This window comes from Microbacterium sp., assembly GCF_036566905.1.
GTDB lineage: Bacteria > Actinomycetota > Actinomycetes > Actinomycetales > Microbacteriaceae > Microbacterium.
The window spans coordinates 69,270-91,309 of sequence record NZ_DATCVK010000169.1 but is presented as its reverse complement, the minus strand read 5'-3'; the positions used below and the strand labels follow the sequence as shown (position 1 = coordinate 91,309).

Annotated in this window: 20 protein-coding genes; 13 read left to right on the top strand and 7 right to left on the bottom strand. The window is 69.2% G+C overall.

Features of this window, described 5'->3' with window-relative positions; all coding sequences use genetic code 11:
* Position 1 precedes the first annotated feature (1 nt).
* The 3 genes from VIP82_RS12995 to VIP82_RS12985 form a co-directional block, all read right to left on the bottom strand.
* Positions 2–1,444, bottom strand: coding sequence for a hypothetical protein (locus tag VIP82_RS12995; RefSeq protein ID WP_331909226.1), 1,443 nt, complete (start codon positions 1,442–1,444; stop codon positions 2–4).
* Between the two features lie 100 nt (positions 1,445–1,544).
* On the bottom strand, positions 1,545–2,330 hold the full coding sequence (locus VIP82_RS12990) for a DUF2510 domain-containing protein (protein ID WP_331909223.1): 786 nt from the start codon (positions 2,328–2,330) through the stop codon (positions 1,545–1,547).
* A 65-nt stretch (positions 2,331–2,395) separates the two neighbouring features.
* Positions 2,396–3,247 (bottom strand): helix-turn-helix domain-containing protein, encoded by an 852-nt coding sequence (locus tag VIP82_RS12985; RefSeq protein ID WP_331909221.1) that lies wholly within the window; start codon positions 3,245–3,247, stop codon positions 2,396–2,398.
* 71 nt (positions 3,248–3,318) lie between these two features.
* Here VIP82_RS12985 and VIP82_RS12980 point away from each other — a divergent pair, with 71 nt between their 5' ends.
* The 8 genes from VIP82_RS12980 (at position 3,319) to VIP82_RS12945 (ending at position 12,787) form a co-directional block, all read left to right on the top strand.
* Entirely contained in the window at positions 3,319–4,131 is an 813-nt protein-coding gene (locus VIP82_RS12980; protein ID WP_331909219.1) for a phytanoyl-CoA dioxygenase family protein, read from the top strand.
* 35 nt (positions 4,132–4,166) lie between these two features.
* On the top strand, positions 4,167–4,556 hold the full coding sequence (locus VIP82_RS12975) for a TIGR03618 family F420-dependent PPOX class oxidoreductase (RefSeq protein ID WP_331909217.1): 390 nt from the start codon (positions 4,167–4,169) through the stop codon (positions 4,554–4,556).
* Positions 4,557–4,777: 221 nt separating this feature from the next.
* Positions 4,778–5,719 carry an ABC transporter permease gene (locus VIP82_RS12970; protein ID WP_331909215.1) on the top strand — a complete coding sequence of 314 codons (942 nt, stop codon included), beginning with the start codon at positions 4,778–4,780 and terminating at the stop codon, positions 5,717–5,719.
* Entirely contained in the window at positions 5,706–6,686 is a 981-nt protein-coding gene (locus VIP82_RS12965; RefSeq protein ID WP_331909213.1) for a carbohydrate ABC transporter permease, read from the top strand. Before VIP82_RS12970 ends, VIP82_RS12965 begins: the two co-directional genes overlap by 14 nt.
* A 120-nt stretch (positions 6,687–6,806) precedes the next feature.
* Positions 6,807–8,348 carry an extracellular solute-binding protein gene (locus VIP82_RS12960; RefSeq protein ID WP_331909211.1) on the top strand — a complete coding sequence of 514 codons (1,542 nt, stop codon included), beginning with the start codon at positions 6,807–6,809 and terminating at the stop codon, positions 8,346–8,348.
* A 78-nt stretch (positions 8,349–8,426) separates the two neighbouring features.
* Positions 8,427–9,086 carry a YesL family protein gene (locus VIP82_RS12955; RefSeq protein WP_331909209.1) on the top strand — a complete coding sequence of 220 codons (660 nt, stop codon included), beginning with the start codon at positions 8,427–8,429 and terminating at the stop codon, positions 9,084–9,086.
* A 6-nt stretch (positions 9,087–9,092) separates the two neighbouring features.
* A complete protein-coding gene (locus VIP82_RS12950) occupies positions 9,093–11,483 on the top strand; it encodes a glycoside hydrolase family 2 TIM barrel-domain containing protein (RefSeq protein WP_331909207.1) in 2,391 nt (796 codons plus the stop codon).
* Entirely contained in the window at positions 11,480–12,787 is a 1,308-nt protein-coding gene (locus VIP82_RS12945; RefSeq protein ID WP_331909205.1) for an ROK family transcriptional regulator, read from the top strand. The genes VIP82_RS12950 and VIP82_RS12945 overlap by 4 nt, the downstream gene beginning before the upstream one ends.
* 37 nt (positions 12,788–12,824) lie before the next feature.
* On the opposite strand, the gene VIP82_RS12940 is transcribed toward VIP82_RS12945, so the two are convergent.
* Entirely contained in the window at positions 12,825–13,877 is a 1,053-nt protein-coding gene (locus tag VIP82_RS12940; protein WP_331909203.1) for a CorA family divalent cation transporter, read from the bottom strand.
* A gap of 375 nt (positions 13,878–14,252) precedes the next feature.
* Here VIP82_RS12940 and VIP82_RS12935 point away from each other — a divergent pair, with 375 nt between their 5' ends.
* From VIP82_RS12935 to VIP82_RS12925, 3 genes are all read left to right on the top strand, one after another.
* Complete coding sequence (locus tag VIP82_RS12935; RefSeq protein WP_331909201.1) at positions 14,253–15,218, top strand: ThuA domain-containing protein; 966 nt, start codon at positions 14,253–14,255, stop codon at positions 15,216–15,218.
* Positions 15,219–15,405: 187 nt separating this feature from the next.
* Positions 15,406–16,146 (top strand): IclR family transcriptional regulator, encoded by a 741-nt coding sequence (locus VIP82_RS12930; protein ID WP_331909199.1) that lies wholly within the window; start codon positions 15,406–15,408, stop codon positions 16,144–16,146.
* 3 nt (positions 16,147–16,149) lie between these two features.
* A complete protein-coding gene (locus VIP82_RS12925) occupies positions 16,150–16,917 on the top strand; it encodes an IclR family transcriptional regulator (protein ID WP_331909197.1) in 768 nt (255 codons plus the stop codon).
* Positions 16,918–16,936: 19 nt separating this feature from the next.
* On the opposite strand, the gene VIP82_RS12920 is transcribed toward VIP82_RS12925, so the two are convergent.
* The 3 genes from VIP82_RS12920 to VIP82_RS12910 are packed head-to-tail and all read right to left on the bottom strand — an operon-like array spanning position 16,937 to position 20,366.
* Positions 16,937–17,599 carry a TetR family transcriptional regulator gene (locus tag VIP82_RS12920; protein ID WP_331909195.1) on the bottom strand — a complete coding sequence of 221 codons (663 nt, stop codon included), beginning with the start codon at positions 17,597–17,599 and terminating at the stop codon, positions 16,937–16,939.
* Entirely contained in the window at positions 17,596–18,525 is a 930-nt protein-coding gene (locus VIP82_RS12915) for a shikimate dehydrogenase (RefSeq protein ID WP_331909194.1), read from the bottom strand. The genes VIP82_RS12920 and VIP82_RS12915 overlap by 4 nt, the downstream gene beginning before the upstream one ends.
* The gene (locus VIP82_RS12910; RefSeq protein ID WP_331909193.1) at positions 18,522–20,366 is read right to left on the bottom strand and encodes a bifunctional sugar phosphate isomerase/epimerase/4-hydroxyphenylpyruvate dioxygenase family protein; all 1,845 of its coding nucleotides are present in this window, start codon (positions 20,364–20,366) and stop codon (positions 18,522–18,524) included. Before VIP82_RS12910 ends, VIP82_RS12915 begins: the two co-directional genes overlap by 4 nt.
* A 136-nt stretch (positions 20,367–20,502) precedes the next feature.
* On the opposite strand from VIP82_RS12910, the gene VIP82_RS12905 reads away from it, so the two are divergent.
* Together VIP82_RS12905 and VIP82_RS12900 are read left to right on the top strand one after the other, a co-directional pair.
* Positions 20,503–21,264, top strand: a complete 762-nt coding sequence (locus VIP82_RS12905) for an IclR family transcriptional regulator (protein ID WP_331909191.1) — start codon at positions 20,503–20,505, stop codon at positions 21,262–21,264.
* Between the two features lie 6 nt (positions 21,265–21,270).
* Entirely contained in the window at positions 21,271–22,035 is a 765-nt protein-coding gene (locus VIP82_RS12900; protein ID WP_331909189.1) for an IclR family transcriptional regulator, read from the top strand.
* The last annotated feature ends 5 nt before the right edge of the window (positions 22,036–22,040 follow it).

Genomic DNA, 22,040 nt, shown 5'->3' with positions numbered 1-22,040 from the left:
GTCACAGCAGCATGACGACGTCGGTGATCACCCACGTGCCGTCCACCAGGACGAGGGTGTAGACCCAGTACTCGTCGATCGGGATAGGCGCGTCCATCACCTGGCCGTCGGCATCCGTCAGCGAGTCGTACGTCTCGTGGGACTTGATCTCGAACGTGTTCGCGGAGGGCCGCTCGATGTCGGTGGCGGTCATGGCGAAGTTCGCGACGGACTCGCTGTACGAGCGCGACGCGGGGCCGAAGGCCGCGCAGCCGCTGGAGTTCAGCGCCGTGCGGAAGGACGCAGTCGTCGTCGCCAGATACGCGTCGCAGTCGACCTCGAGCCACGCGTCGTTGTACGCGCGCATGGTCTCGATCGCCGCCCGTTCGTTCGCGTTCGACGGCTCGTCCTCCGCCGCCGCCCCGTTCTCGCCCTCGGCGATCCGCCAGATGCCGTCCTCGTCCACCAGGTGGTAGCGATACGGCGCACCCGCCTCGTACGGCGGATCGAGCGGAGCGCCGAACTCGTCGACGTCGAGCGTGCACACCTCGACGACGTCGACGATGATCTCGCCCAGATGCGGATCGACGTTGGTGCGGAACCGGATGTCCTCCGGGTGGACGTCCATCGGGCAGTAGGCATTCTGATCGCTGATGTACTGCTCGAAGGCGGGGCAGTCCGTCCAGGCCATGAGTTCGCGATAGCCCGCGGTCGTCGATGCCTCTAGAGCGGCGCAGTCCCCGGACGAATACGCCGCCCTCCAGTCGGACATCGTCCGGGCGACCGCCTGCTTCTCGTCGGCGGTCAGCTGGCCCTCGATGCGACCGCCTGTGACGTCGTGGACGGCATCGACCTTCCACGCGCCGTCGGCGCGGACCAGGTGATACCGAACGTCGGCCTCCAGCGAGACCGGAGTGGCGACGGGCTGACCGTTCTCGTCGATGTGACTCCGAGCCTCGGTGTGCACCCGTGCGGCGATCGTTCCCCGGCCGGTGCCACTGACCGAGATCGGCGTCACCTCGAGCGATTCCAGGACCTGGGCGCGGCCGGCGGCGGACTGGGCGAAGACTCCGCAGTCCGTCAGGCCGATGCGCTCGCGGTACGCGGTGGTCGTCGCCGTCACGAACAGGTCGCAGTCCTCTTCGGCGAAGGCCTGTTCGTACCCGGCGACGACGCTCATGGCGTCGGCCTCATTGCCGCCGGCGTGCGAGGGCGACGGAGACGGCGCGGCGGCCAGGGGCACGTCGGGCGGCGAGGTCGAGGCGGTCGCCATGGCGGGGAACGAGGTGATGGCGGCCGCGCCGACGATGATCGTCAGCAGCGCCGCGCCGACCCGCCGATGTCGCGACCGGGACCGTCGTGGTGCCGGACCCCGTTCGTCGTCGGCGGTGTGACCGCCGACGGTGTCGACGGGCCGTCGGGCGCGGCTACCGCCGCTGCCGGACGAGCCCCCAGAGCTCCCCATGGCCGGAGCCTAGCCCCTCACGGCGGCGAGGGCATCAACTGATCCACAACCGATGCAGGCGGCTCCGACGGGCCGCCCCACCGTCATGCGGGCGTCGGATCTACTGCATGTCGTCGATGACCCAGTCGTCGCCGTCGGAGACGACGGTGTACACCCAGTCGATCGAGTCGTCGGTCGGCTCGTCGAGCGGCTCGCCGTTGTCGTCGACCAGGGCCGTATAGGTCTCGGTGGTGGTGACGACGATCGCGTCCTCCTCCTGCCGGACGTCGGTGACCTCGACCTCGTAGTCCTCGACCGCGGACCCGAACGCCTCGGCCTCGCTCTCGAAGGCCGAGCAGTCGGTGAGCCCCGACTCCGTGCGGAAACCCTCCGTCGTCGATGCCATGTAGGCGTCGCAATCGGCGTCCTGCCACGCGTCGTCGTACAGCTCGACCGCCGCGACGGCGGCCTGCTGATCGGCGTCGGCCGGCCCGCCATCGCCCGACAGTCCGACCTGCCCGATACCGGCGGCCAGGATCCGGGAGAGCAGGACCGCCCCGAGGATGAGGATGCCGAGCACGACGACGCCGAGGACCACCCACACGATCCACAGCTTGGACTTCGCCGGTGCGGGAGGAGCGGCAGGTGCCGGGGGCGTGGCGGTCGCCACGGCGGGCGCCCCACCCGCGTCTGCGTACCCTTCGCCGGGGGCGACCGAGGCCGTAGCGTCGGGCGGAGGCGCCGGATCGTGCACGGCCGACGCGTCGGTGGCGAGCGCGTGCGGGTCGAAAGCGGGTTCCGCCGGCACCGGGTCGGGCGCGGCGACGTGCTCGGTCCACCGGGCGCCGTCCCACCACCGCATGGCGCCATGGCCGTCGTCGTACCACCCGGGCGGAGTCGTCGTCATGCGAGAACGATAGACCCGCGGCATCCGTTCCCGTCAGGCCGGTGTTCGGCGGGGCCGCCCGTTCCTCAGACGTCGCGCCGATCCCGGGCGCCGGCAGGTGCCGAACGCCCCCGCCGATAGGCCGTCGGGCTGAGGCCGTGGAGCGCCGAGAAGCGTCGTGAGAAGTACAGGGGATCGTCCCAGCCGACGTCCCGCGCGATCTCGCCGACGGCGCGATCGGTCGATGTCAGCAGGTGCGCGGCGCGGGTCAGCCTCTCGCGCTCCACGTACTGCTGGGGCGGCATGCCGAGCGTCGCCGTGAACAGGTGCGTGAGCCTCGACGGCGACAGGGTCGCGATCCGGGCGAGCGTCGCCACGCCCAGATCGCCGGCAAGGTCCGCGCCGATGTGCTCGACCACGCGCATGAGCCGTTCGTCCATGCGGCCGCGCAGCGGGTTCTGCGTGTCGAGCCACAGCAGCGCCGTCTCGAGGGCGTTCATCGCGAACAGCTCCGACTGGGGGAGCGACCCCGCCGACGACCGCGCACACGCGCGAAGGGACGCCAGGATCCGCGGGCGCACCTCGCCCTGGGCGTGCACGACGCCGACGCCTCCCGCCTGAGTCGGCCATTCGAGAAGCGGCGACCACTCGGCGCGCGGGTGGAAATGCGCATACGCGAGCGACCACGACGTCGCCGTGGTGCCGTAGTCGTGCCGCTGATGTGGTCGCAGCAGTACCGTGTCGCCCGCTGCGGTGACGACCGCGCCCGTGGGGCCGGCCACACGGCCGGACCCCGCGATGGTGTGGATGAGAAGCCAGTCCGAGGTGCCGCGCTCGCGCCACGTCGTGTACTCGCCACCCTCGGCGAAGAGCCCCGCCACGACACGCACGACGTGCGGATGCGGCGTCTCGCGACGAGGAGGCGCGGTCGCAGTCATAGCAGGATTGTCCATGTCATCGCCCGATCATCCCATGGTGTCGGCGGTGGCTGCGGAGAAGAGTTGCAGCCATGTCCCTCACGACCACCCCGGCCCTCGATCTCGCCCTCGACTACGCGGAGCACGGCGTCGTGCACGTCCGCGCGCTCCTCAGCCCGACGGAGGTCGCCGAGATCCGCGACGTCTTCATGGAGCAGGTCGAGCGCGATCGCACGATCGGGCACGACGACAACATCTCCGCCGACGACGTTCTCGCGCGGTTCCCCCGGTTCATCCACCCGCACCGTCGCACCGACCTCGAGATCGGTCGCCTGGCACGGCGGTGGATGCTGGACCCGCGCATCGTCGGACCCGTGACCGACATGGTGGGGCCGGTGCACGCCGCGCAGTCCATGTTCTACTTCAAGCCGCCGACCGCGCGCGGGCAGGCGCTGCATCAGGACAACATCTTCCTGCAGGCCCACCCCGAGACCTGCATCGCGGCGTGGGTCGCGATCGACGACTGCGACGGCGAGAACGGCGGGCTGAAGATGGTGCCCGGCTCGCATCGGTACGAGATCGTCTGCCCGGGCGAGGCGGACCCGGAGGAGTCGTTCACGAGCACCGAGATCACGCTGCCCGAGGGGTTCGAAGCGGTGCAGACGGAGCTCGCCGCCGGCGACGTGCTCTTCTTCCACGGCAGCATGGTCCATGGCTCAGGACCGAACCGGTCGGCCGATCGCTTCCGCCGGTCGCTCATCTTCCACTACGTGCCGGTCGACAGCGTGGAGATCTCGCGGTTCTACAACCCCCTGCTCCGTCTCGACGGCAGCGAGGTCGTGATCGCGGAGGTGACCGACGGGGGCGCATGCGGCGAAGGCTGGGCGCCGATCGCTCCGCACTGACCGCCGGCCCGCCGCGCGGCGACTAACGTGGCAGGGTGCGGGAACTGTCGGAGGCGGGCGAGGCGTTCGTCCGCGAGCGGCACATCGCCACGCTCTCCACGATGGCGCCGTGGGGCGGCATCCATGCGGTGCCCGTGGGCTTCACCCTGCACGAGGGCGTGCTGCGCATCATCACGTCGCGCGAGTCCCAGAAGGTGCGCAACGTCCTGCGGGACACGACCGCCACCGTCAGCCAGGTGGACGGCGCCCGCTGGCTCGCTTTCCCCGCGACCGCTACCGTGCATGACGACCCGGACGAGGTCGCCCTCGCCGTCGAGCTCTATGCGCAGCGCTACCGCCGGCCGCGCGTCAATCCGTCCCGCGTCGCGATCCGGCTGGTGCCCGTGCGGCTGATGGGCAGCAGCGGGCTTCTCCGTACCGTCTGACGCCACTGCGAAGCCCATCCTGGGCCGCCCGGGCGCGCCGACGAGGCGGCCGGACGCCCGTGCGCATGCGTGCGCGAACGGGTTTTCCACAGACGCGAACTCGTGCTTGCGTCGGCCCGACCCGGGCTGTACCGTGAGGCGCGCCGAGTTATATCGATGGTTAGGTTAACTGGCAGACGAGTCGCGACGAGGCGACTTCACGAACGCGAAGAGGCGGACGGATGTCTGTGAAAGTCGTGCCCCAGCGACAGCGGTCGCGGTGGCGGAAGCTCACCGGGAGCAGGATGCTCCTGCTGATGTGCGTTCCTGCCATCGCGTTCTTCCTGGTCTTCAACTACGCGCCGCTGCCCGGCATCTGGATCGCGTTCACGAACTTCAACTACCGCGACGGCATCTTCGGCAGCCCGTTCGTCGGCTTCAAGAACTTCGAGTTCCTGATCAAGTCCGGCCAGCTGTGGCTGCTCACGCGGAACACGATCCTCTACAACCTCGCCTTCATCGTGCTGGGGAACATCCTCGCGATCGCCTTCGCGGTGATGCTCAACGAGGTGCGGCTGAAGTACTTCAAGAAGATCAGCCAGAGCGTGATGTTCCTGCCGTACTTCATCTCGGTCGTGCTCGTCGGCGTCATCGCGTTCAACCTGCTGAACTACGACAACGGCGCGCTCAACGGCTTCCTCGAGCAGACCGGCGGCGATCCGGTCAAGGTCTACAGCAGCCCCGGCGCGTGGCCGTTCATCATCACGCTGGTGCATCTCTGGCAGAGCACCGGCTACGGCACCATCGTGTACTTCGCGGCGATCATGGGCATCGACAGGGTGCTGTTCGAGGCGGCCGCGATCGACGGCGGATCGGCGTGGCAGCGCATCCGCTACGTCATCCTGCCGAGTCTCAAGCCGATCTTCGTGATCCTGCTGCTGTTCTCGCTGGGGGGCATCATGCACGGCAACTTCGGGCTCTTCTGGAACCTGGTCGGCAACAACGCCGCGCTCTTCCCCACGACGGACATCATCGAGACCTCGGTCTACCGCATGGTGATGGCGCAGAACAACTTCACGACGTCCACCGCGGTGGGCCTGTATCAATCGCTGTTCGGCTTCGCGATCGTGATGACGGCGAACTGGATCGTCCGGAGGATGAACCCTGATTATGCTCTCTTCTGACATCGGCGCGGTGGCCGTGACCGAGACGCTCGGCAAGACCGCCCGCAAGCGAAAGGCCGTCGCCGCCGAGCGCACGCGTCGCATCCGACTCGACCGCAGCGACTACGTCATCCGGGGCGTCTCGTACGTGTCGATCTCGGTGTTCGTGCTCTTCTGCCTACTGCCCTTCATCATGATCGTCTCGGCCTCGTTCTCGAGCGAGTCGGAGATCATGAAGAGCGGCTTCGGCCTGCTGCCGAAGGGGTTCTCGTTCACCGCCTACGAGTACATCTTCCGGGCGCCGCGGCAGATCATCGGCTCGTACGTCGTCACCATCGTGATGACCGTCGCCGGCACCGCGATCGGCCTGTTCATCATCGCGATGACCGGGTTCGCGCTCTACCGGCAGGATTTCCGGCTGCGCAACTACATCGCGTTCTTCATCTACTTCACGACCCTCTTCTCGGCCGGCCTGGCCCCGACGTTCCTCTGGATCGGCCGCGACCTGGGGCTGCGGGGCAACTACCTGGCCGTGTTCCTGCCCCTCCTCATGACGCCGTGGCTCATCATCCTGATGAAGAACTTCATGCGCACCATCCCCTACGAGATCATCGAGTCCGGCAAGATCGACGGCGCCGGCGACTTCCGGATCTTCGTCCAGCTCGCGCTGCCGATGATGAAGCCCGCGCTCGCGACCGTCGGCCTCTTCCTCGCCCTCGGCTACTGGAACGAGTGGTACCTGTCGTCGCTCTACCTGGGCAGCACGGTCGAGTTCAAGCCGCTGCAGTACTACCTCTACAACGTGATCAACACGGCCAACGCCCTGCGTAACTCGGTCGCCGGCTCGAACGTGAGCATCACCGACCTGCCGAGCAACACGCTGAAGATGGCGAGTGCGGTCGTGGCGACGGTCCCGATCCTGTTCGCCTACCCCTTCGTCCAGAAATACTTCGTCAGCGGCATCACGGTCGGTGCCGTCAAGGGCTGACCCGCACTGCTGACGTCGTGCGGCCGGTCGCCGAAGCCCGGTCGCTCCCCCCGAAACGCCTCCCTGAGGCGCGCACACACCACTGCAATCACCGAGTAATGAGAGCCGAAGGAGCCTCACATGGCAAGGAAACTCTTCAAGGCAGGAGCGGCGCTGGTCGTTCTCGGCCTGGGCGCGACCGCCCTCGCCGGCTGTACCGGGCCGGCTGACGACGACGGCAAGCCCACCGAGATCACGATGCTCGTGCTCGGCGACAAGCCCACGAACGGGCGTCTCGAGGCGATGCTCGACAAGCTGAACGAGCGCCTCACCGAGGAGGCGAACGCGACCCTCGATCTCTTCTACGTCGAGTGGGCCGACTGGCAGACGCAGTACAACCTGCAGCTGCTGTCGGGCGACTCCAATGTCGACCTGATCACGACGGCGACCGACTGGCTCTTCGCGTGGGAGAACGCGGAGAAGGGCGCCTTCCTGCCCCTCACCGAGGAGATGCTCCAGGAGCACGCCCCGAAGACGTGGGAACAGGTCGACGCCGACGGCCACTGGGACCTCACGAAGCTGGACGACGGGCAGATCTACTTCATCCCGGAGGACAACTTCACCCAGTACACGAACCACGGCTTCTTCTACCGGGGCGACTGGGCCACGCAGGCCGGGTTCGCGAACGGCGACATCACGAAGTTCGAGGACTTCACGACGTACTTCCAGTGGGTCAAGGACAACGTGCCGGAGGCCTACCCGTGGGATGTCGCCGGCGACAACCAGGCCGCGCTGCAGGGTTACATGCAGGGCCACACCGACCTGCAGAACCTCCAGCAGATCAGCTCGGGCAACTACTACCCGTTCCAGATGAGCGCCTCGGACCCCGAGACGGTCACCTCGTGGTTCATGGAGGGCGACGAGCTGCTCGAGGCCGCCGAGCTCGCCAAGGAATGGAACGACATCGGTGTCTGGCGTGAGGATGCGCTGAACTACGACGGCGACACGCGCGAGGAGTTCTATGCCGGCCTGTCGGGAGCCGACCAGCACCACACGCAGACGTTCATCGGCCAGATCTACGACAACCTGTCGAAGAAGCAGGAGGGCTCCGACCCGAAGTTCTTCTACTGGGGCCAGGAGAACGGTAACGTCTTCAAGGACATCCTCACTCACGGCGCGATGGCCGTGAGCGCGAACTCGCAGCACCCCGAGAAGGCCCTCGAGGTCTATGACCTCCTCCGCAACGACGAGGAGTCGTACCGCCTCATCAACTACGGCATCGAGGGCACCGACTACGTCATCACCGACGACGGCAAGCTCGGCTACCCCGACGGCTACGACTCGTCGACCGATGCGCTGGGCTCGAACTTCTGGGCCGGCCGCATGGACGAGCTCGAGCTGACGAAGGTCACCGACGCGCCCACGACGAAGGAGATCTACGCCGGGCTGGATGAGGTGGCCGAGGACTACCCGTACTCGACCCTGCTGCTGAACAAGGACGCCATCGACCCGACGCTGGCGGCGATGGGCGGTGTGCTCTCGCAGTACCTTCCGCAGCTGGAGTACGGCAAGTTCGATGACCCGGCCGCAGCGATCGCCGAGATGCGGCAGGCGCTGATGGATGCCGGCTACGAGGACGCCCGTGCCTCGATCCAGGCCGACATCGACGCCTGGGCCGAGTAGCCCGAGCGATCGGATCGACACGGTCGGGCGGGTCCGCACTGCGTGGGCCCGCCCGACCGATCTGAAGAGGAAGTACGAATGAGCGGCATCTTCGCCCCGGACTCCGCAGCGATGCGGTTCCTGACCCGCGTCGCGGACCTGATGATCCTGAACCTCGTGTTCATCGCGACAGCGATCCCGATCGTCACGCTCGGCGCCGCCCTGACGGCGCTGAACTTCACCGCGATGCGGATCGTGCGCGGCCAGTGCGACGCGGTCACACGCGACTACTTCCGATCCTTCCGGCAGAACTTCCGCCAGGCGACGCTGCTCGGGCTTCTCGTCATTCTGGTGACGGTCGCCCTCGGCGCCTGGTACGTCGTCCTCACCGGCGGCTCGCTGGATGCGGGGGCGCAGCTCATCCTGCTGGTGGTGTGGTACCTGGTGGCGTTCGCGTTCGCGCTGAACCTGCTGTTCGTCTTCCCCTACCTCGCCAACTTCGAGGGCACCATCCGGGAGGTGCTGCGCAACGCGCGGCTGCTGTCGTGGCGGCATCCGCTCGTGGCGATCATGAGCCTGGCGATCATCGGGCTCGCCATCGTCGTCACCGTCTTCTCCCCGGCGGTGACGGCGTACGGACTGCTCTGGCTTGCGATCGGCTTCGCCGCGATCGCCTTCCTGACCGGCGTCCTGTTCACCCGGGTGTTCGACACCTACGCACCTCAGCCGGTCACGGTCGAGGAATCAGACGAGGAATAGGTTCACATGCAGACAGTTCCGATCAGCCGGTGGCTCTTCGCGCTCGCCGACGACCCGGGAGCCGCGGCGAAGGGCTACGACGACGCGTCGTGGCGCGGCGTCGCCGTGCCGCACGACTGGAGCATCGAGCAGGAGTTCTCGCCGGCGCACTCGAGCGGCACCGGCTATCTGCCCGGCGGTGTCGGCTGGTACCGGGCGCACGTGCGGATCTCGGAGATCGGCGTGCGCGATGAGCAGCATGTGCGGCTGGTGTTCCACGGTGTCTACAAGAACGCCGACGTCTGGGTCAACGGCTACCACCTCGGCGGGCGTCCCTCGGGCTACGCACGGTTCTCCTTCGACCTGACGGAGATCCTCTCGTACGCGCCCGACGACGATCTGCTCGTCAGCGTGCGCGTCGACCACACCGACATCTCGGACTCGCGCTGGTACAACGGGTCGGGAATCACGCGGCGCGTGGAACTCGAGGTTCATGAGCAGGTACGGGTGGCCGAGCATGGCACCGTCTTCACGACGCTGTCGGCCGATGCCGACGAGGCGGCCGTCCGCGTCGTCCAGACGCTCGTCAACGACACCGCATCGCCTGCGGCGGTGCGGGTGCGCCACGAGCTGCGGTCGCTGACGACCGGGAAGGTACATTCCTTCAGCACCGAGGTCGACGTGCCTGCCGGCGGATCCGCCGACGCCGCGGTGACGACGGTGCTCACCGATCCCGAGCTGTGGTCCGACACCGACCCGCGGCTGCACCGCCTCACCACGACGCTCGAGTGGCCGGGCGCCGGAGCGGCGCAGCGAGCCGTCTGCGTCGAGACCGTCGGCATCCGCACCTTCCGGTTCGACCCCGACACCGGCTTCTCGATCAATGGCGAACCCCGTGTGCTCAAGGGGGTCTGCCTGCACGAGGATGCCGGATGCTTCGGCACTGCGGTGCCGGCGAGCGTGTGGCTGCGGCGACTTCTCGCCCTCCAGCGCATGGGATGCAACGCGGTGCGGATGGCGCACAACCCCCGCGGCCCCGAGCTGTACGCACTCTGCGACGTCCTGGGTCTCTACGTCATCGACGAGGCGTTCGACGAGTGGGAGAACCCGAAGAACAAGTGGTGGCAGGGCCACAACGTCTACCCGCCCCGGCACGAGGGCTACGCCCACGACTTCCCCGCCTGGCACGAGGCCGATCTCTCCGCGATGATCCAGGCGCACCGCAATCATCCGTCGATCGTCGCGTGGAGCATCGGCAACGAGATCGACTATCCGAACGACCCCTACGCGCATCCGCTCTTCCAGGAGGCAGTGGGCAACAACGACGCCGGCAAGCCGAGGGCGGAGCGCCTCTACGACCCCGACCGTCCCGACATCCGCCGCCTGACGACCATCGCGAAGCGGTTGGCGGCCGTCGCGCGGGAGAACGACCCCACACGCCCGGTGACGCTGGCCGCCGCGCTGCCCGAGCTGTCGAGCCGGACGGGCTTCCTCGACGACCTCGACCTCGTGGGTTACAACTACAAGGAGCATCTGTACGACGAGGATCACCGGCGATTCCCCGACAAGCCGTTCGTCGGCAGCGAGAACTCGCACCGCTACGCCGACTGGTTGCAGGTCGAGCGCAACGACTACGTGGCCGGCCAGTTCCTCTGGACGGGCATCGACTACCTCGGCGAGACCCGCGGCTGGCCGTCGCACGGCTCGCCGGCCGGGCTGCTGACGCTCGCGGGCTTCGAGAAGGACACCTGGCATCTGCGGCGCAGCTGGTGGTCCGACGAGCCCGTGGCACACCTCGCGGTCCGGCCCTGCTCCGACGATGAGGACAAGAGCTTCTGGTCGCATCCGGTCTCGCGAGGACGAGATGCCGCGGCCGGCACGTCGGTCGAGGTGCTGGCCTTCGCCAACGGCGACGAGCTGACGCTCACGTGCGACGGGCGGGGCATCCCGCTCGTCCGGGACGAGGAGAACGGGTACTGGACGGCTGCGACGAGCGTGCCGTTCGGCACGCTCGTGCTGGAGTCCCGTCGCGGCGGCGAGGTCGTCGCCCGCGATGTCCTCCGGCCGGCCGGCGAGGCCGTCCGGCTCGACACCGCCCTCTGGCAGGCGCCCGACGGGCTCGCCGATCGGTGCGCGGACGCGGGCATCCCTGCGGACGAGGTGTTCCAGATCGAATGCGTGCTGCGTGACGAGCGCGGCGACATCGCGCGCGGCGACACGATCGTGACGGCCGAGGTGCGCGACGGGGAGCTGCTCGGGCTGGAGAATGGTGATCTGAGTGACCACACCGCTTACACCGCCCCTCGGCGTCGCACGCTCGACGGCCGACTGATCCTGTTCGTCCGGTCCCGTGGGACCGCGACCGTCCTGCTGAGCTCACCGGGTCTGCCCGACGTGCGAATGGAGTGCTCCACATGACACGGTCGACGAGTCCGGTCCAGGGTCGTCCCGACCCGGCGGTGCGCATATCGACACCCGCGTCGAGCACGGTCGTGCCGCGGCGCACCTCGCGCGACATCCGCAGCGATTCCCGTCTCGACGTGCTGCACGCCGTGCTCTCGGCCGGCGAGACGACGCGCAACGCCCTCGCGCAGTCCACCGGGCTGAGCTCGGCGACCGTCGTCACCGTCGTGAACGAGCTGCTGGCCGAGGGGATCATCGAGGAGAAGAAGGAGCCGGCGGCCGGGCGGATCGGACGGCCGACCGCCCTCATCGGCATGAACCTGGACCGCGGCTTCGTGGTCGGCATCGACGTCGCCGAGACGTACGTGCGGGCGGTGATGTTCGACACGGCGCTGAACGAGGTGCTCTCGGTCGAGCGCGCGCGCGACGAGCATCTGCTCGACCCGGACTCGGTCGTGGAGGGCATCGGTCGCACGCTGGATCACCTGCTCGATGCGGCGAGGGTCTCACGCAGCGAGGTGCTCGGGGTCGGGATCGCCCTGCCTGGACTGATCCAGGGGTCGGAGGGTGTCTCGGTCGTCGTGCCGAACTGGACGTGGCAGAAGGTCGAGCTCGAACGGCTGCGGGAGCGCATCGGCCTGCCCCTGGTGATCGAGAACCCGCTCAAGTCGATCGCGATCGCCGAGCTGTGGCTCGGCGGCGGCCGTCGGTTCTCCAGTCTGGCCACGGTCAACCTGGGCACCGGTGTCGGTGCCGGCATCGTGCTGGAGGGGCGCATCCTGCGCGGCGCCACGAACACGGCCGGCGAGTGGGGCCACACGCTGCTGGTGCTCGACGGACGGCGCTGCCGTTGCGGCCGGCGCGGCTGCGTGGAGTCCTACATCGGCGCACCCGGCATCCAGGAGACGCTGCGCGAGATCGACCCCGGGCATCCGCTCGTCGACCTCGACATGCAGAACGACTTCATCCTCGCCCTGGCGGCGGTCGCCGACGGCCCCGAGCCCGACCCGGCCGTGACCGAGACGATCGCACGCACCGCCTACTACCTGGGCTCGGCGCTCGCCGACCTGGTGGCCGTGATCAACCCGGAAGGCGTGACGCTCACGGGCTGGACCACGTGGGCGCTGGGGGAGCACCTCATGCCCGCCACGCGACGGCACCTGCTCGAGCAGTCGCCCGGCGCCTCGGCACGCGACGTCGAGCTCGAGATCTCGACGGTGCGGGGCAACTCGGTGGCGACCGGGGTCGCGACGGTCGTGCTCGAGCGGTTCCTGGTGGATGCCGGACTCCTGACATCGAACATCCCGGTGGCCCTGTGACGGCGCCGGCAGGACGGTGCGGGCATGCACCAGCCGGTCAGAGCCACCGGCGGCGCTTGAAGAGCCCGTAGATCACGAGATCGAGGACGACGATGGTCAGTCCGATGACGATCCACCCGTACTGCCACTGCACGAGCGGGATGTTCTTGAAGTTCATGCCGTAGAGCCCGGCGATCAGAGTCGGCACGGCGAGGAGTGCGGCGAACGCCGAGATGGTGCGCATGTCCTGGTTCTGCCGTGCCGCGACGTTGTTCTCGTAGCTGGAGAGGATCGCATCCAGGCCCTTGCTCTGATTGTTGATCAGGGCGGCGGTGCCGGCCGCGTCGTCGAGGATGTCATGGAGGTAGGGCAGGATGCGCTCGCTGCCGACGGTGAGCGTCTCGAGATGCCGGGTGCTCTCGTGCAGCGCGGCAGCGATGCTCGACACCGCCCGGTCGACGCGGCCGATGTCCTTGCGGATCCGGTAGATGCGGTGGTGGTCCTCGCTCTCGCTCTCGCTGAAGACCTGCTCCTCGAGTTCTTCGAGGGCGGACTCGACGGCCGCCGCAGCGCTGGCATAGCCGTCGACGACTTCAGCCATGATCGTGTACGCCGCCGGCATCGTGTCCACCCGGGCATGCGCGGGCGCCTCTTCGAGCAGTTCGGGGAGATCGGGCGGCTCGCCGCCGTTGCCGCGCTGGACCGTGAGCAGCCAGCCGTCCCCGATGTAGAGGAACGTCTCGCCCAGCACGAGCGCCTCGTCGGGCGTGTGGAGGACGTTCCAGAGCATGACGAAGAGATGCTCGTCGAACTTCTGCACCTTCGGCTGCTGCCGCCGTGACACGACGTCGGCGACGGCGGTCGGATGGATGCCGAGCACGTCGCGAGCGCGTCGCACCGTCTCCTCTTCGGGGTCGAGCAGATGCAGCCAGATGAACTCGTCCTTGCGCCGCACGCGGCGAACGATGGGGGGGACGTCCTCCAGGGCGGCATCCGTCAGCGGTTCGATCTCGTCGCCGACGATGAAGATGCGGAGCGAGTCGTCGTCGGTGTCCGCCGGCGCGGGCTCCTGCGTGGCGGATTCGTTCTGCTCCTGCGACGGTTGCGGCATCAGGGGTACCTCCCACGGCATGTCGTCGGCCGCGCCTCCGGGAAGCGCCCTTGCGAGCGCGAGCATCGCAGGCACGGGTCTGCCCGGCGCTCAGCCGTCAGCGCGAACCTAGCCCCGCGGGCGCCGGTGGCCGCGGGGGTTGCGGCGAGGGTCCGCCTGTGCAACCGCGGCCCCGCGACGCACCGCAGCGACGGCTGGCTTACTGGGTGGAACGCGCGTTGCCGACGTCGTGGCGGGCCGCCTACATTCGCAGCAACCCGAGGGTCGATCCGGGCTCCCCGCTCCCCAGGCAGGGCTCGGAGGCCGTCACCGGCCGAGTGCGGCGATCGCGCTTCGACTCCCCGAGGACCACCTCGAATGATCGAAGGAGATCACATGAGATCGCTACTACGCTCCGGCGTCGCGCTCGTCGCTGCAGCGGCGCTCGGCGCCGGCATCGTCCTCGCCGGAACCGCGACAGGAGCCGACAAGGGCAACGGCAACGGCCTCGGCGGCCAGCCGGCCACTGCCAGTCAGATCTACCTCGACGAGATCAAGGACTACGGCGTGTGCCGCGGAGCGGACCCGTCCTGCTACCACGAATGGGGCAACGGCTGGACGGAGGGTGAGCCCAAGCGCATCCTCATCTGGAGCCGCACCGCCGGACCCCGCCACGCCCACCTCGGCAGTCCGCTCGCGCCCGGGCTGAACCCGCCGCTGAACGCCAACAACGTCGCGCAGTCCGCCCTGATCGCCTGGGCGGCCGAGCGCGGGATCGCCGCGGACTACACCGAGGACCTGTCGCAGTTCCGGCTGAACAACTACCAGGCGGTCGTGTTCCTGAGCTCCAACCGTGACACCCTCGACGACACCGCGCAGACGGCGCTCATGCAGTACATGCGCGGCGGCGGCGGCTTCGTCGGCATCCACAACGCGTTCGGCGCCGAGTACTCGTGGGAGTACTACGAGGGTCTGCTGGGCGGGGCGAACTTCTACAACCACGGCCCGAACCGCGACGGCACGGTAGAGACGATCAACAACCGTGACGTGTCGACGTCGTTCATGCCGGAGACCTGGGCGTTCAAGGACGAGTGGTACAACCTGACGCCGTACCCGAGCTTCGTCAACGTGCTTCTCGAGGTCGACAAGGCGACGAGTGAGGCGACCCCGGCCGGCCACGGCGAGTCCCACCCGGTGAGCTGGTGCCAGTACTACGACGGCGGCCGGTCCTGGCTGACGACACTTGGTCACGACGCTGCGGCCTGGACCGACGCACCCCTCGCCGGCGACGAGTTCTTCAAGCAGCACGTGATGGAGGGCCTGGAGAGCGCCATGGGCATCAAGTCCTTCTGCACCGTCTGACGGAGGCGCAAGAGAGCCTCCACGGTGCGAGAAGCGGGGGTCCGGGCACGTCGTTCCGACGGGTCCGGGCCTCCGCTTCGTCGCGCCGGCGACCCGTCCGGTGACCCGTGTCCCACTGGGTGGAACCATCGGCGCGGTCACGCCGCGCACGCTTGCCGCACCCACCGCGCCGACGGATACTGCACACATGCGATCCGCCCTCAGAGACGAGCCCGTGTCTGTGCTCGACCGGATCCTCGCCATCCTCGACACCGTCCGCGAGTCGCACGGCTCGACGACGATCACCCAGCTCGCGCTGGCCACCGGCATCCCGAAGTCGACAGTCTCACGACTCGTCGGCGACCTGGTCCGCCAGCGCTACCTCATGCGCACCGATGAAGGTGTCGCCATCGGCCTGCGGCTGTTCGAGCTCGGCGCACGGGCCAGCACGCCCCGCCGGCTCAGCGCCGCCGCGCTCCCCGTGCTGGCCGAGCTCTTCAACGCCACGGGCGAGCACCTCAACGTCGCGGTCCAGGAGGGGCGTGACATGCTCTCGGTGATCTCGGTCCGCGGGCGGTTGCGGCCCGTCCCCTCTCGCGCCGGGGTCCGTGTGCCGTCCGCGACCACCGCCCTCGGAAAGGCCGTGCTGGCGTTCACCATCGACGAGCGGGTCCTCGGCAGTGTGATCACCGGTCTCGATGCCGACCGGCGGCACACGCTCGAGAAGGAGCTCGCCTCCGTGCGGGCGGAGTCGGTGGCCATCGACCGCTGCCAGACCTTCCCGGGCGTCGTGGGGGTCGCGAGTCCCGTGCTCTCACCGGAGCGGCTGCCCCTGGCCGCGATCTCGGTGGCAGGCCCCGTGGCGGACATGGATCCTCAGCGCATGGCGCCCCTCGTGCGCCACGCGGCTCTTGCGCTCACCCATCGACTGGCCCTGCAGGTGGCCTGAGGCATGTCCGACGTCGCCGGTGACGCCGTCGGCGTCCTCGATCGGATGACGTGCATCCTCGAGGCGTTCGACGGCGACGACAGGGGGATGGGCATCTCCGAGCTCGCCCTCCGCGCCGGCCTGCCGAAGTCGACCGTCTCGAGGCTGGTCGCGACCCTGATCCGCCAGCGCTACCTCGAACGCGACGGCAAGCTGATCCATCTGGGCCTGCGGCTCTTCGAACTGGGCCAGCTCGCAGAGCAGCCGCGGGAACTCCGGATGGCCGCGCTCCCCGTCATGGCCGATCTCCGCAACCAGACCGGCGCGAACGTGCACCTGGGCATCCGCGACGGCGGCGAGGTCGTCTGCATCGCCGTCATGCGCGGCCGAGCCCCCGAGCCGTCGACCGTCCGAACGGGCGCACGGCTTCCCCTGCACGCGACCGCGCTCGGCAAGGCGGTGCTCGCGCATGCCTCACCGCCGGACATCGACGACGTCCTCGCTGCCGGACTGACGTCGTGGACCGAAGAAACGATCACCGATCCAGCGGTGCTGCGGCGCCAGCTCACCGCCATCCGGCGAGGCGGACTCGCGGCGGAGGCGGGGGAGTTCGCGACCGGTGTGTGCTGCACGGCGACCGCTGTTCTGGCACCCGGGAGCGCGCTCGCAGGGGCGGTGTCGGTCTCGGGCAACGCGGACGACCTGAAGGCGGAACGGGTCGCTCAGGCGCTGCGCACGGCCGCCGCGACCCTCACCCGGCGGCTGGCGTCGCTCCGACCCGGCTCGGCCTGACAGCTCTTCGCCGCGGCGCTCAGCCGCCTCGGCGTGCCGTCATCGTCGCGACGACCATGTCGCCGATCAGGCGCCGGTGGGAGTCCTGAAGGTCGGGGTCGAGCATGTCCCGCTCGAAGATCGCGGCGAAGGTGTGGCGATTGGCGACGTGGAAGCAGGCGAAGGCGCTGATCATCATGTGCACGTCCACGGCGTCCACGTCGTCGCGGAAGATGCCCGCGCGCACACCCCTCTCGATGACCTGCTCGAGCAGCGTGATGGCTGTGGCGTTCTCGCGCAGGATGGTCTCGGACTGGCGCAGATGCTCGGCGCGGTGGATGTTCTCGATGCTGACCAGCTGGATGAACGCCTCGTGGGTCGTGTGGTGATCGTAGGTGGCCTCGGCGATCGTCCGCAGGGCGGCATCCGGCGACAGCTCCTCGACCTGGATCCCGCGCTCGACCTGACGGATCTGCGCGTACACCCGCTCCAGCACGGCGAGGTAGAGCCCCTCCTTCGAGCCGAAGTAGTAGTAGATCATCCGCTTCGTGGTGCGCGTGCGCGCGGCGATCTCGTCGACGCGTGCCCCGGCATAGCCGTTGGCGGCGAACTCCGCGGTGGCGACCCTGAGGATGTCGGCCTGCGTGCGCACCGCACGCTCTGTGGTCGCTGTCTCGCGCACGTCGCTCAGCTGATCGCTCATCGACCGCCCTTCCCCGTGTCGGACCGCTCCTCGGCGCTGATGAGCCCACGGAAGTGCCGCTGCATTCTGTCGCGATCAGGCTGGATGCCCGTGATGATCTGGAGACTAGCGCATGCCTGTCCGACCGCCATCCGCCCTCCGTCGAGCACCGGGTGTCCTCGCCGCGCGGCGTCTCGGATGAGCTCGGTCTCGAGGGGCCGGTAGACGACGTCCGACACCCACGCCTCCTGCCGGAGGAGGTCGAGGTCGAACGCGACCCCGGGATGATGGAGCATCCCCATCGGCGTCGCATGGACGATCCCGCTCGCGCCGGCGATGGCGGACGCGAGCTGGTCGGGCGAGAGCGTCGTGATGACCTGCGAGGGGAACCTGCTCCGCATGCGGGCGGCGAGCTCGTCCGCGCGGTGCGGATCGGCGTCGAACAGGTCGAGCCGTTCCGCGCCCTCCGACAGGAGCGCATAGGCGGTGGCAGCGCCTGCGCCGCCGCAGCCGATCTGCACCACCCGCCGGAACGATGCGTCGGGCAGACCCGCGATGAGACCGTCGCGGTAGCCGAGCCAGTCGGTGTTGTAGCCGCGCAGGCGGCCGGCGTCGAACACCACGAGGTTCACGGCGCGCAGGTGCGCGGCATCCGTGTCGAGCTCGTCCACCAGGTCGAGGACGAGCTGCTTGCACGGGTGCGTGATGTTCATCGCCGCGAAGCCGGCGGACTGCGCGTCGGCGAGGAGCGCCCCGACGTCCTCGGCCGGCCGGCGCAGCTCCAGGAGGTCGAAGATGCGGTACTCGTAGTCGAGGCCCTGCGCGCGGGCCTCCGCTTCGTGCATGGCGGGCGTCAGCGACGCGGTGATGCCTTCGCCGATCAGTCCGACGAGATAGCGGTCGCGAGGCGGGTGGGGTGTCGATCCGACGGCATCGCGCCCCGTCACGCGAGGACTCCCTCGCCGGCGCGACGGTGCTGGTACTGCGCCGCCAGGCGGACCGGTGCGTTGAGTGCCCCGTAGCCCGCGTACGCGCCGCGTCGTTCGACGACCTCGAGGAACACCGTCCCGATCGGGTGCGTGTAGAAGTGCAGGAACTCCCCGGCCTCGTCGCGGTCGTACATGACGTTCAGCTCCCTGAGGTCGTCCAGGAGCGCGGGGTCGATCTGATAGCGCGCCTCGATGTCGTCGTAGTAATTCGACGGGATGTCGAGGGGCCGGAAGCCGCGCGCGCGGGCGGCGCGGGCGAGCTCGAGGACGTCGGAGGTCGCGAAGGCGATGTGCTGCGGCAGGATCGCGTCTTCGCCCGCCCCGGAGGGCACGAGGTTCAGCGCGATCCGCAGCACCTCGTTGGGGCTGTGCAGCACCTGGCTCCGCACCAGGCCGACAGGGGCGGCCACCTCGACAGACGCCTCCGTGCGCAGGTCGAGGACGGAGTGGAAGAAGAGCACCGCGGCATCGAAGTGCTGCCAGGGCTGAGCGAGGTTGAGGTGGTCGACGCGCTCGATCATGCCCGCGTCGTCGCCGTCGGGCGTCCCGAACTCGCCCACCCATCTCGGCTCCGCTCCTCGCCCGGCGCCGAAGAAGACCTCGGAGCCGTCGGGAGCGCTCACCCCGACCAGCGGCTCGTCGCCCTCTCGTTCGGCGCGCGGCACCTCGGGGGCGAACAGCTCCCTCGCCCTGCGCAGGGCGAGGGAGGGGTCACCGACCGAGAGGCCGATGCCCGCGACGGTCGGCTGCGGGCGTCCGGAGTCAGGAGCGCCGAGGACGACCCGCGCAGCACCGTGAGTCCAGAGTTCCACGGGCTTGGTGCGATGCTCGCCGTGCGATCGGAAGCCGAGCTGCGTCAGCAGCCGCCGGAGCTCCGGCACCTCGCTGGTGCGCAGCTCCACATAGTTGACGTCCGTAGGAGGATCGACCGCCGGCAGACTCGCCGCCGACATGCGCGCGGCGCGGCCGCCCGCGGGGGCGCCCAGGGCGACGGCCGTCTCGTGCTCCAGCCAGCGCAGCGACCGCCGCGCATCGATGGCGGTCGCCAGCGGGTCGGCCTGGCGGAAGGTGTCGTTGAAGATCTCCAGGGAGACGGGGCCGTCGTAGCCGGTGCGCACCAGGTGCGCCATGAACGTCCCGAGGTCGAAGCCGCCCTCGCCGGGGAAGAGCCGGTGGTGCCGGCTCCACGAGAGCACGTCGAGGGAGAGCAACGGGGCATCCGCCATCTGGACGAAGAAGATCTTCTCGGCCGGGATGGTCTCGATCGCCTCGGGATTGTGGCCCCGGGACAGGATGTGGAAGCTGTCCAGGCACAGGCCGATACGGGGATGGTCGGCGAGCCGCACGATGCGTGCGGCCGCTTCGTAGCTGTCCACGAACCGGCCCCAGGCGAGCGCCTCGTACGCGACGCGAACTCCGAACCGGTCCGCGACATCTCCCAGCTGGCGCAGCTGGGCGGCGGCGAGCTGCTCGTCGCCGCTGCGCGCCGTCGCGACGTTGCTGCACAGCAGCATCGTCTCGATGCCCAGGCGATTCATGAGGGCGAACTTCGCCGCCGCCCGGCGGAGGTTCTGTTCGAGCAGTTCCGGCCCCACGCCCTCGAAGTCGCGGAAGGGCTGGTACAGGTCGAGGGTCAGTCCGAGATCGCTCGCGCGTTCGCGGATCTCTTCCGGCGAGCGGGGGGAGGCGATGAGATCGGGTTCGAAGATCTCGACACCATCGAATCCCGCCGTGCTCGCCGCGACGAGCTTCTCGTCGAGAGTTCCGCTCAGGCAGACCGTCGCGATCGACGTGCGCATGGCACCTCCCTGCGGACTCCGGCGCTGGTGCCCGCGTGATTCTTGTCTTTAGCGTTGCATGGATCTGTACTAACTAGTACGTTCGACAACCGAAGGGCGATCGACGACGATTCAACCCGCTGGGAGAGGACACTCGATGACGAGTCTCGCCGAATGGAACACGACTCCCCCCGACACGCGCGCACCCGTCTCTGTGCTCGATCGCATCTTCGCGATCCTGGATGCCGTCAAGGAGTCGGACGGCTCCATTACCATCACCGACATCGCCGCGCGCACAGGGCTGCCCAAGTCGACCGTCTCGCGTCTGGTCACCGAGCTCACCGGCCAGCGCTACCTCGAGCGCACCGAGGAGGGCGTGGCGCTCGGGCTGCGCCTGTTCGAACTGGGGGCGCGGGCGAGCCTGCCCCGACGACTGGTCGCGGCCGCCGCCCCCGTCCTGCGCAATCTGCGCGACGTCACGGGCGAGCGCGTGGGACTGTGGGTGCAGCAGGGCACGGACATGGTGTCGATCGCCGCCGTTGCCGGCCGCCTGCCGATGCTCCCGACCCGCGCGGGGATGCGGTCGCCGGCTCTGACGACCGCGAGCGGCAAGGCCTACCTCGCGTTCTGCGCCGACCTGGCCGTCGTGGACCGGATCAGTGCGCCACTCGTCGACGACGATGCCGACCACTTTCGCGAGGAGCTCGCCCACGTGCGTGACGCGGTCGTGGCCATGGACGTGGAGGCGTCGTACCCCGGCATCCTCGCGGTCGCGAGCCCCGTGCTCTCCAGCGCCCGCGTGGTGCTCGGCGCCATCTCGATCGCGGGGCCCAGCGGCGCCATGGACCCGGAGCGGGCCGCGCCGCTGGTGCGCGCCGCGGGCACCACCGTGAGCCGGCGCCTCGCCGCAGCGGCGTAGGGACCGATGCGCACCGCGAGCTGGACCGATTCGGTCAGCGTCCTCGACCGCGTGACCGCCGTCTTCGACGCCTTCGGCGAGGACGACGAGGGGCTGGGCGTCTCGGAGTTGGCGCGGCGCGCCAATCTCCCCAAATCCACGGTGTCGCGGATCGCCGCCGACCTCGTCGCCCAGCGATTCCTCGACCGAGACGGTGAGCTGCTGTACCTCGGCGTCCGGCTCTTCGAGCTCGGGCAGACCGTCCCGCAGCCGCGGATGCTGCGCAGGCTCGCACTCCCCGTGATGAGGGAGCTGCGAGATGTCACCGCGCAGACCGTCCAGCTGGCGGTACTCGACGGCGCCGACGTCGTCGTCGTCGCGGTCCTGCGCGTCCCGTCGACCCTGGAGCCGGCGACGCGGGTCGGCGGGCGGCATCCCGCCCACGCGAGCGCACTCGGCAAATCGATCCTGGCGTTCTCGCCGCCCGAGACGGTGACGCGGATCGCGTCCGGAGGGTTGACGAAGCAGACCCCGCACACCATCGACGAGCCGGCGGCGCTCCTGCGCGAACTCGCCGACGTCCGCCGGCGCGGGGTCGCGACCGAGCACGAGGAGTGCACGATCGGCGTGGCGGCCGCCGCCGGTGCCCTCCTCGTTCCGGGCGAAGCGCCGAGCGCTGCGATCGCGGTGACCGGTCCCGTCGACGCGCTCTTTCCCGACCGTGTCGCACCGGCGGTGCGGGCAGCGGCGGTGACTCTCAGCCGCCGGCTGGCCGCAGATCGCGCAGGCTGATCCTC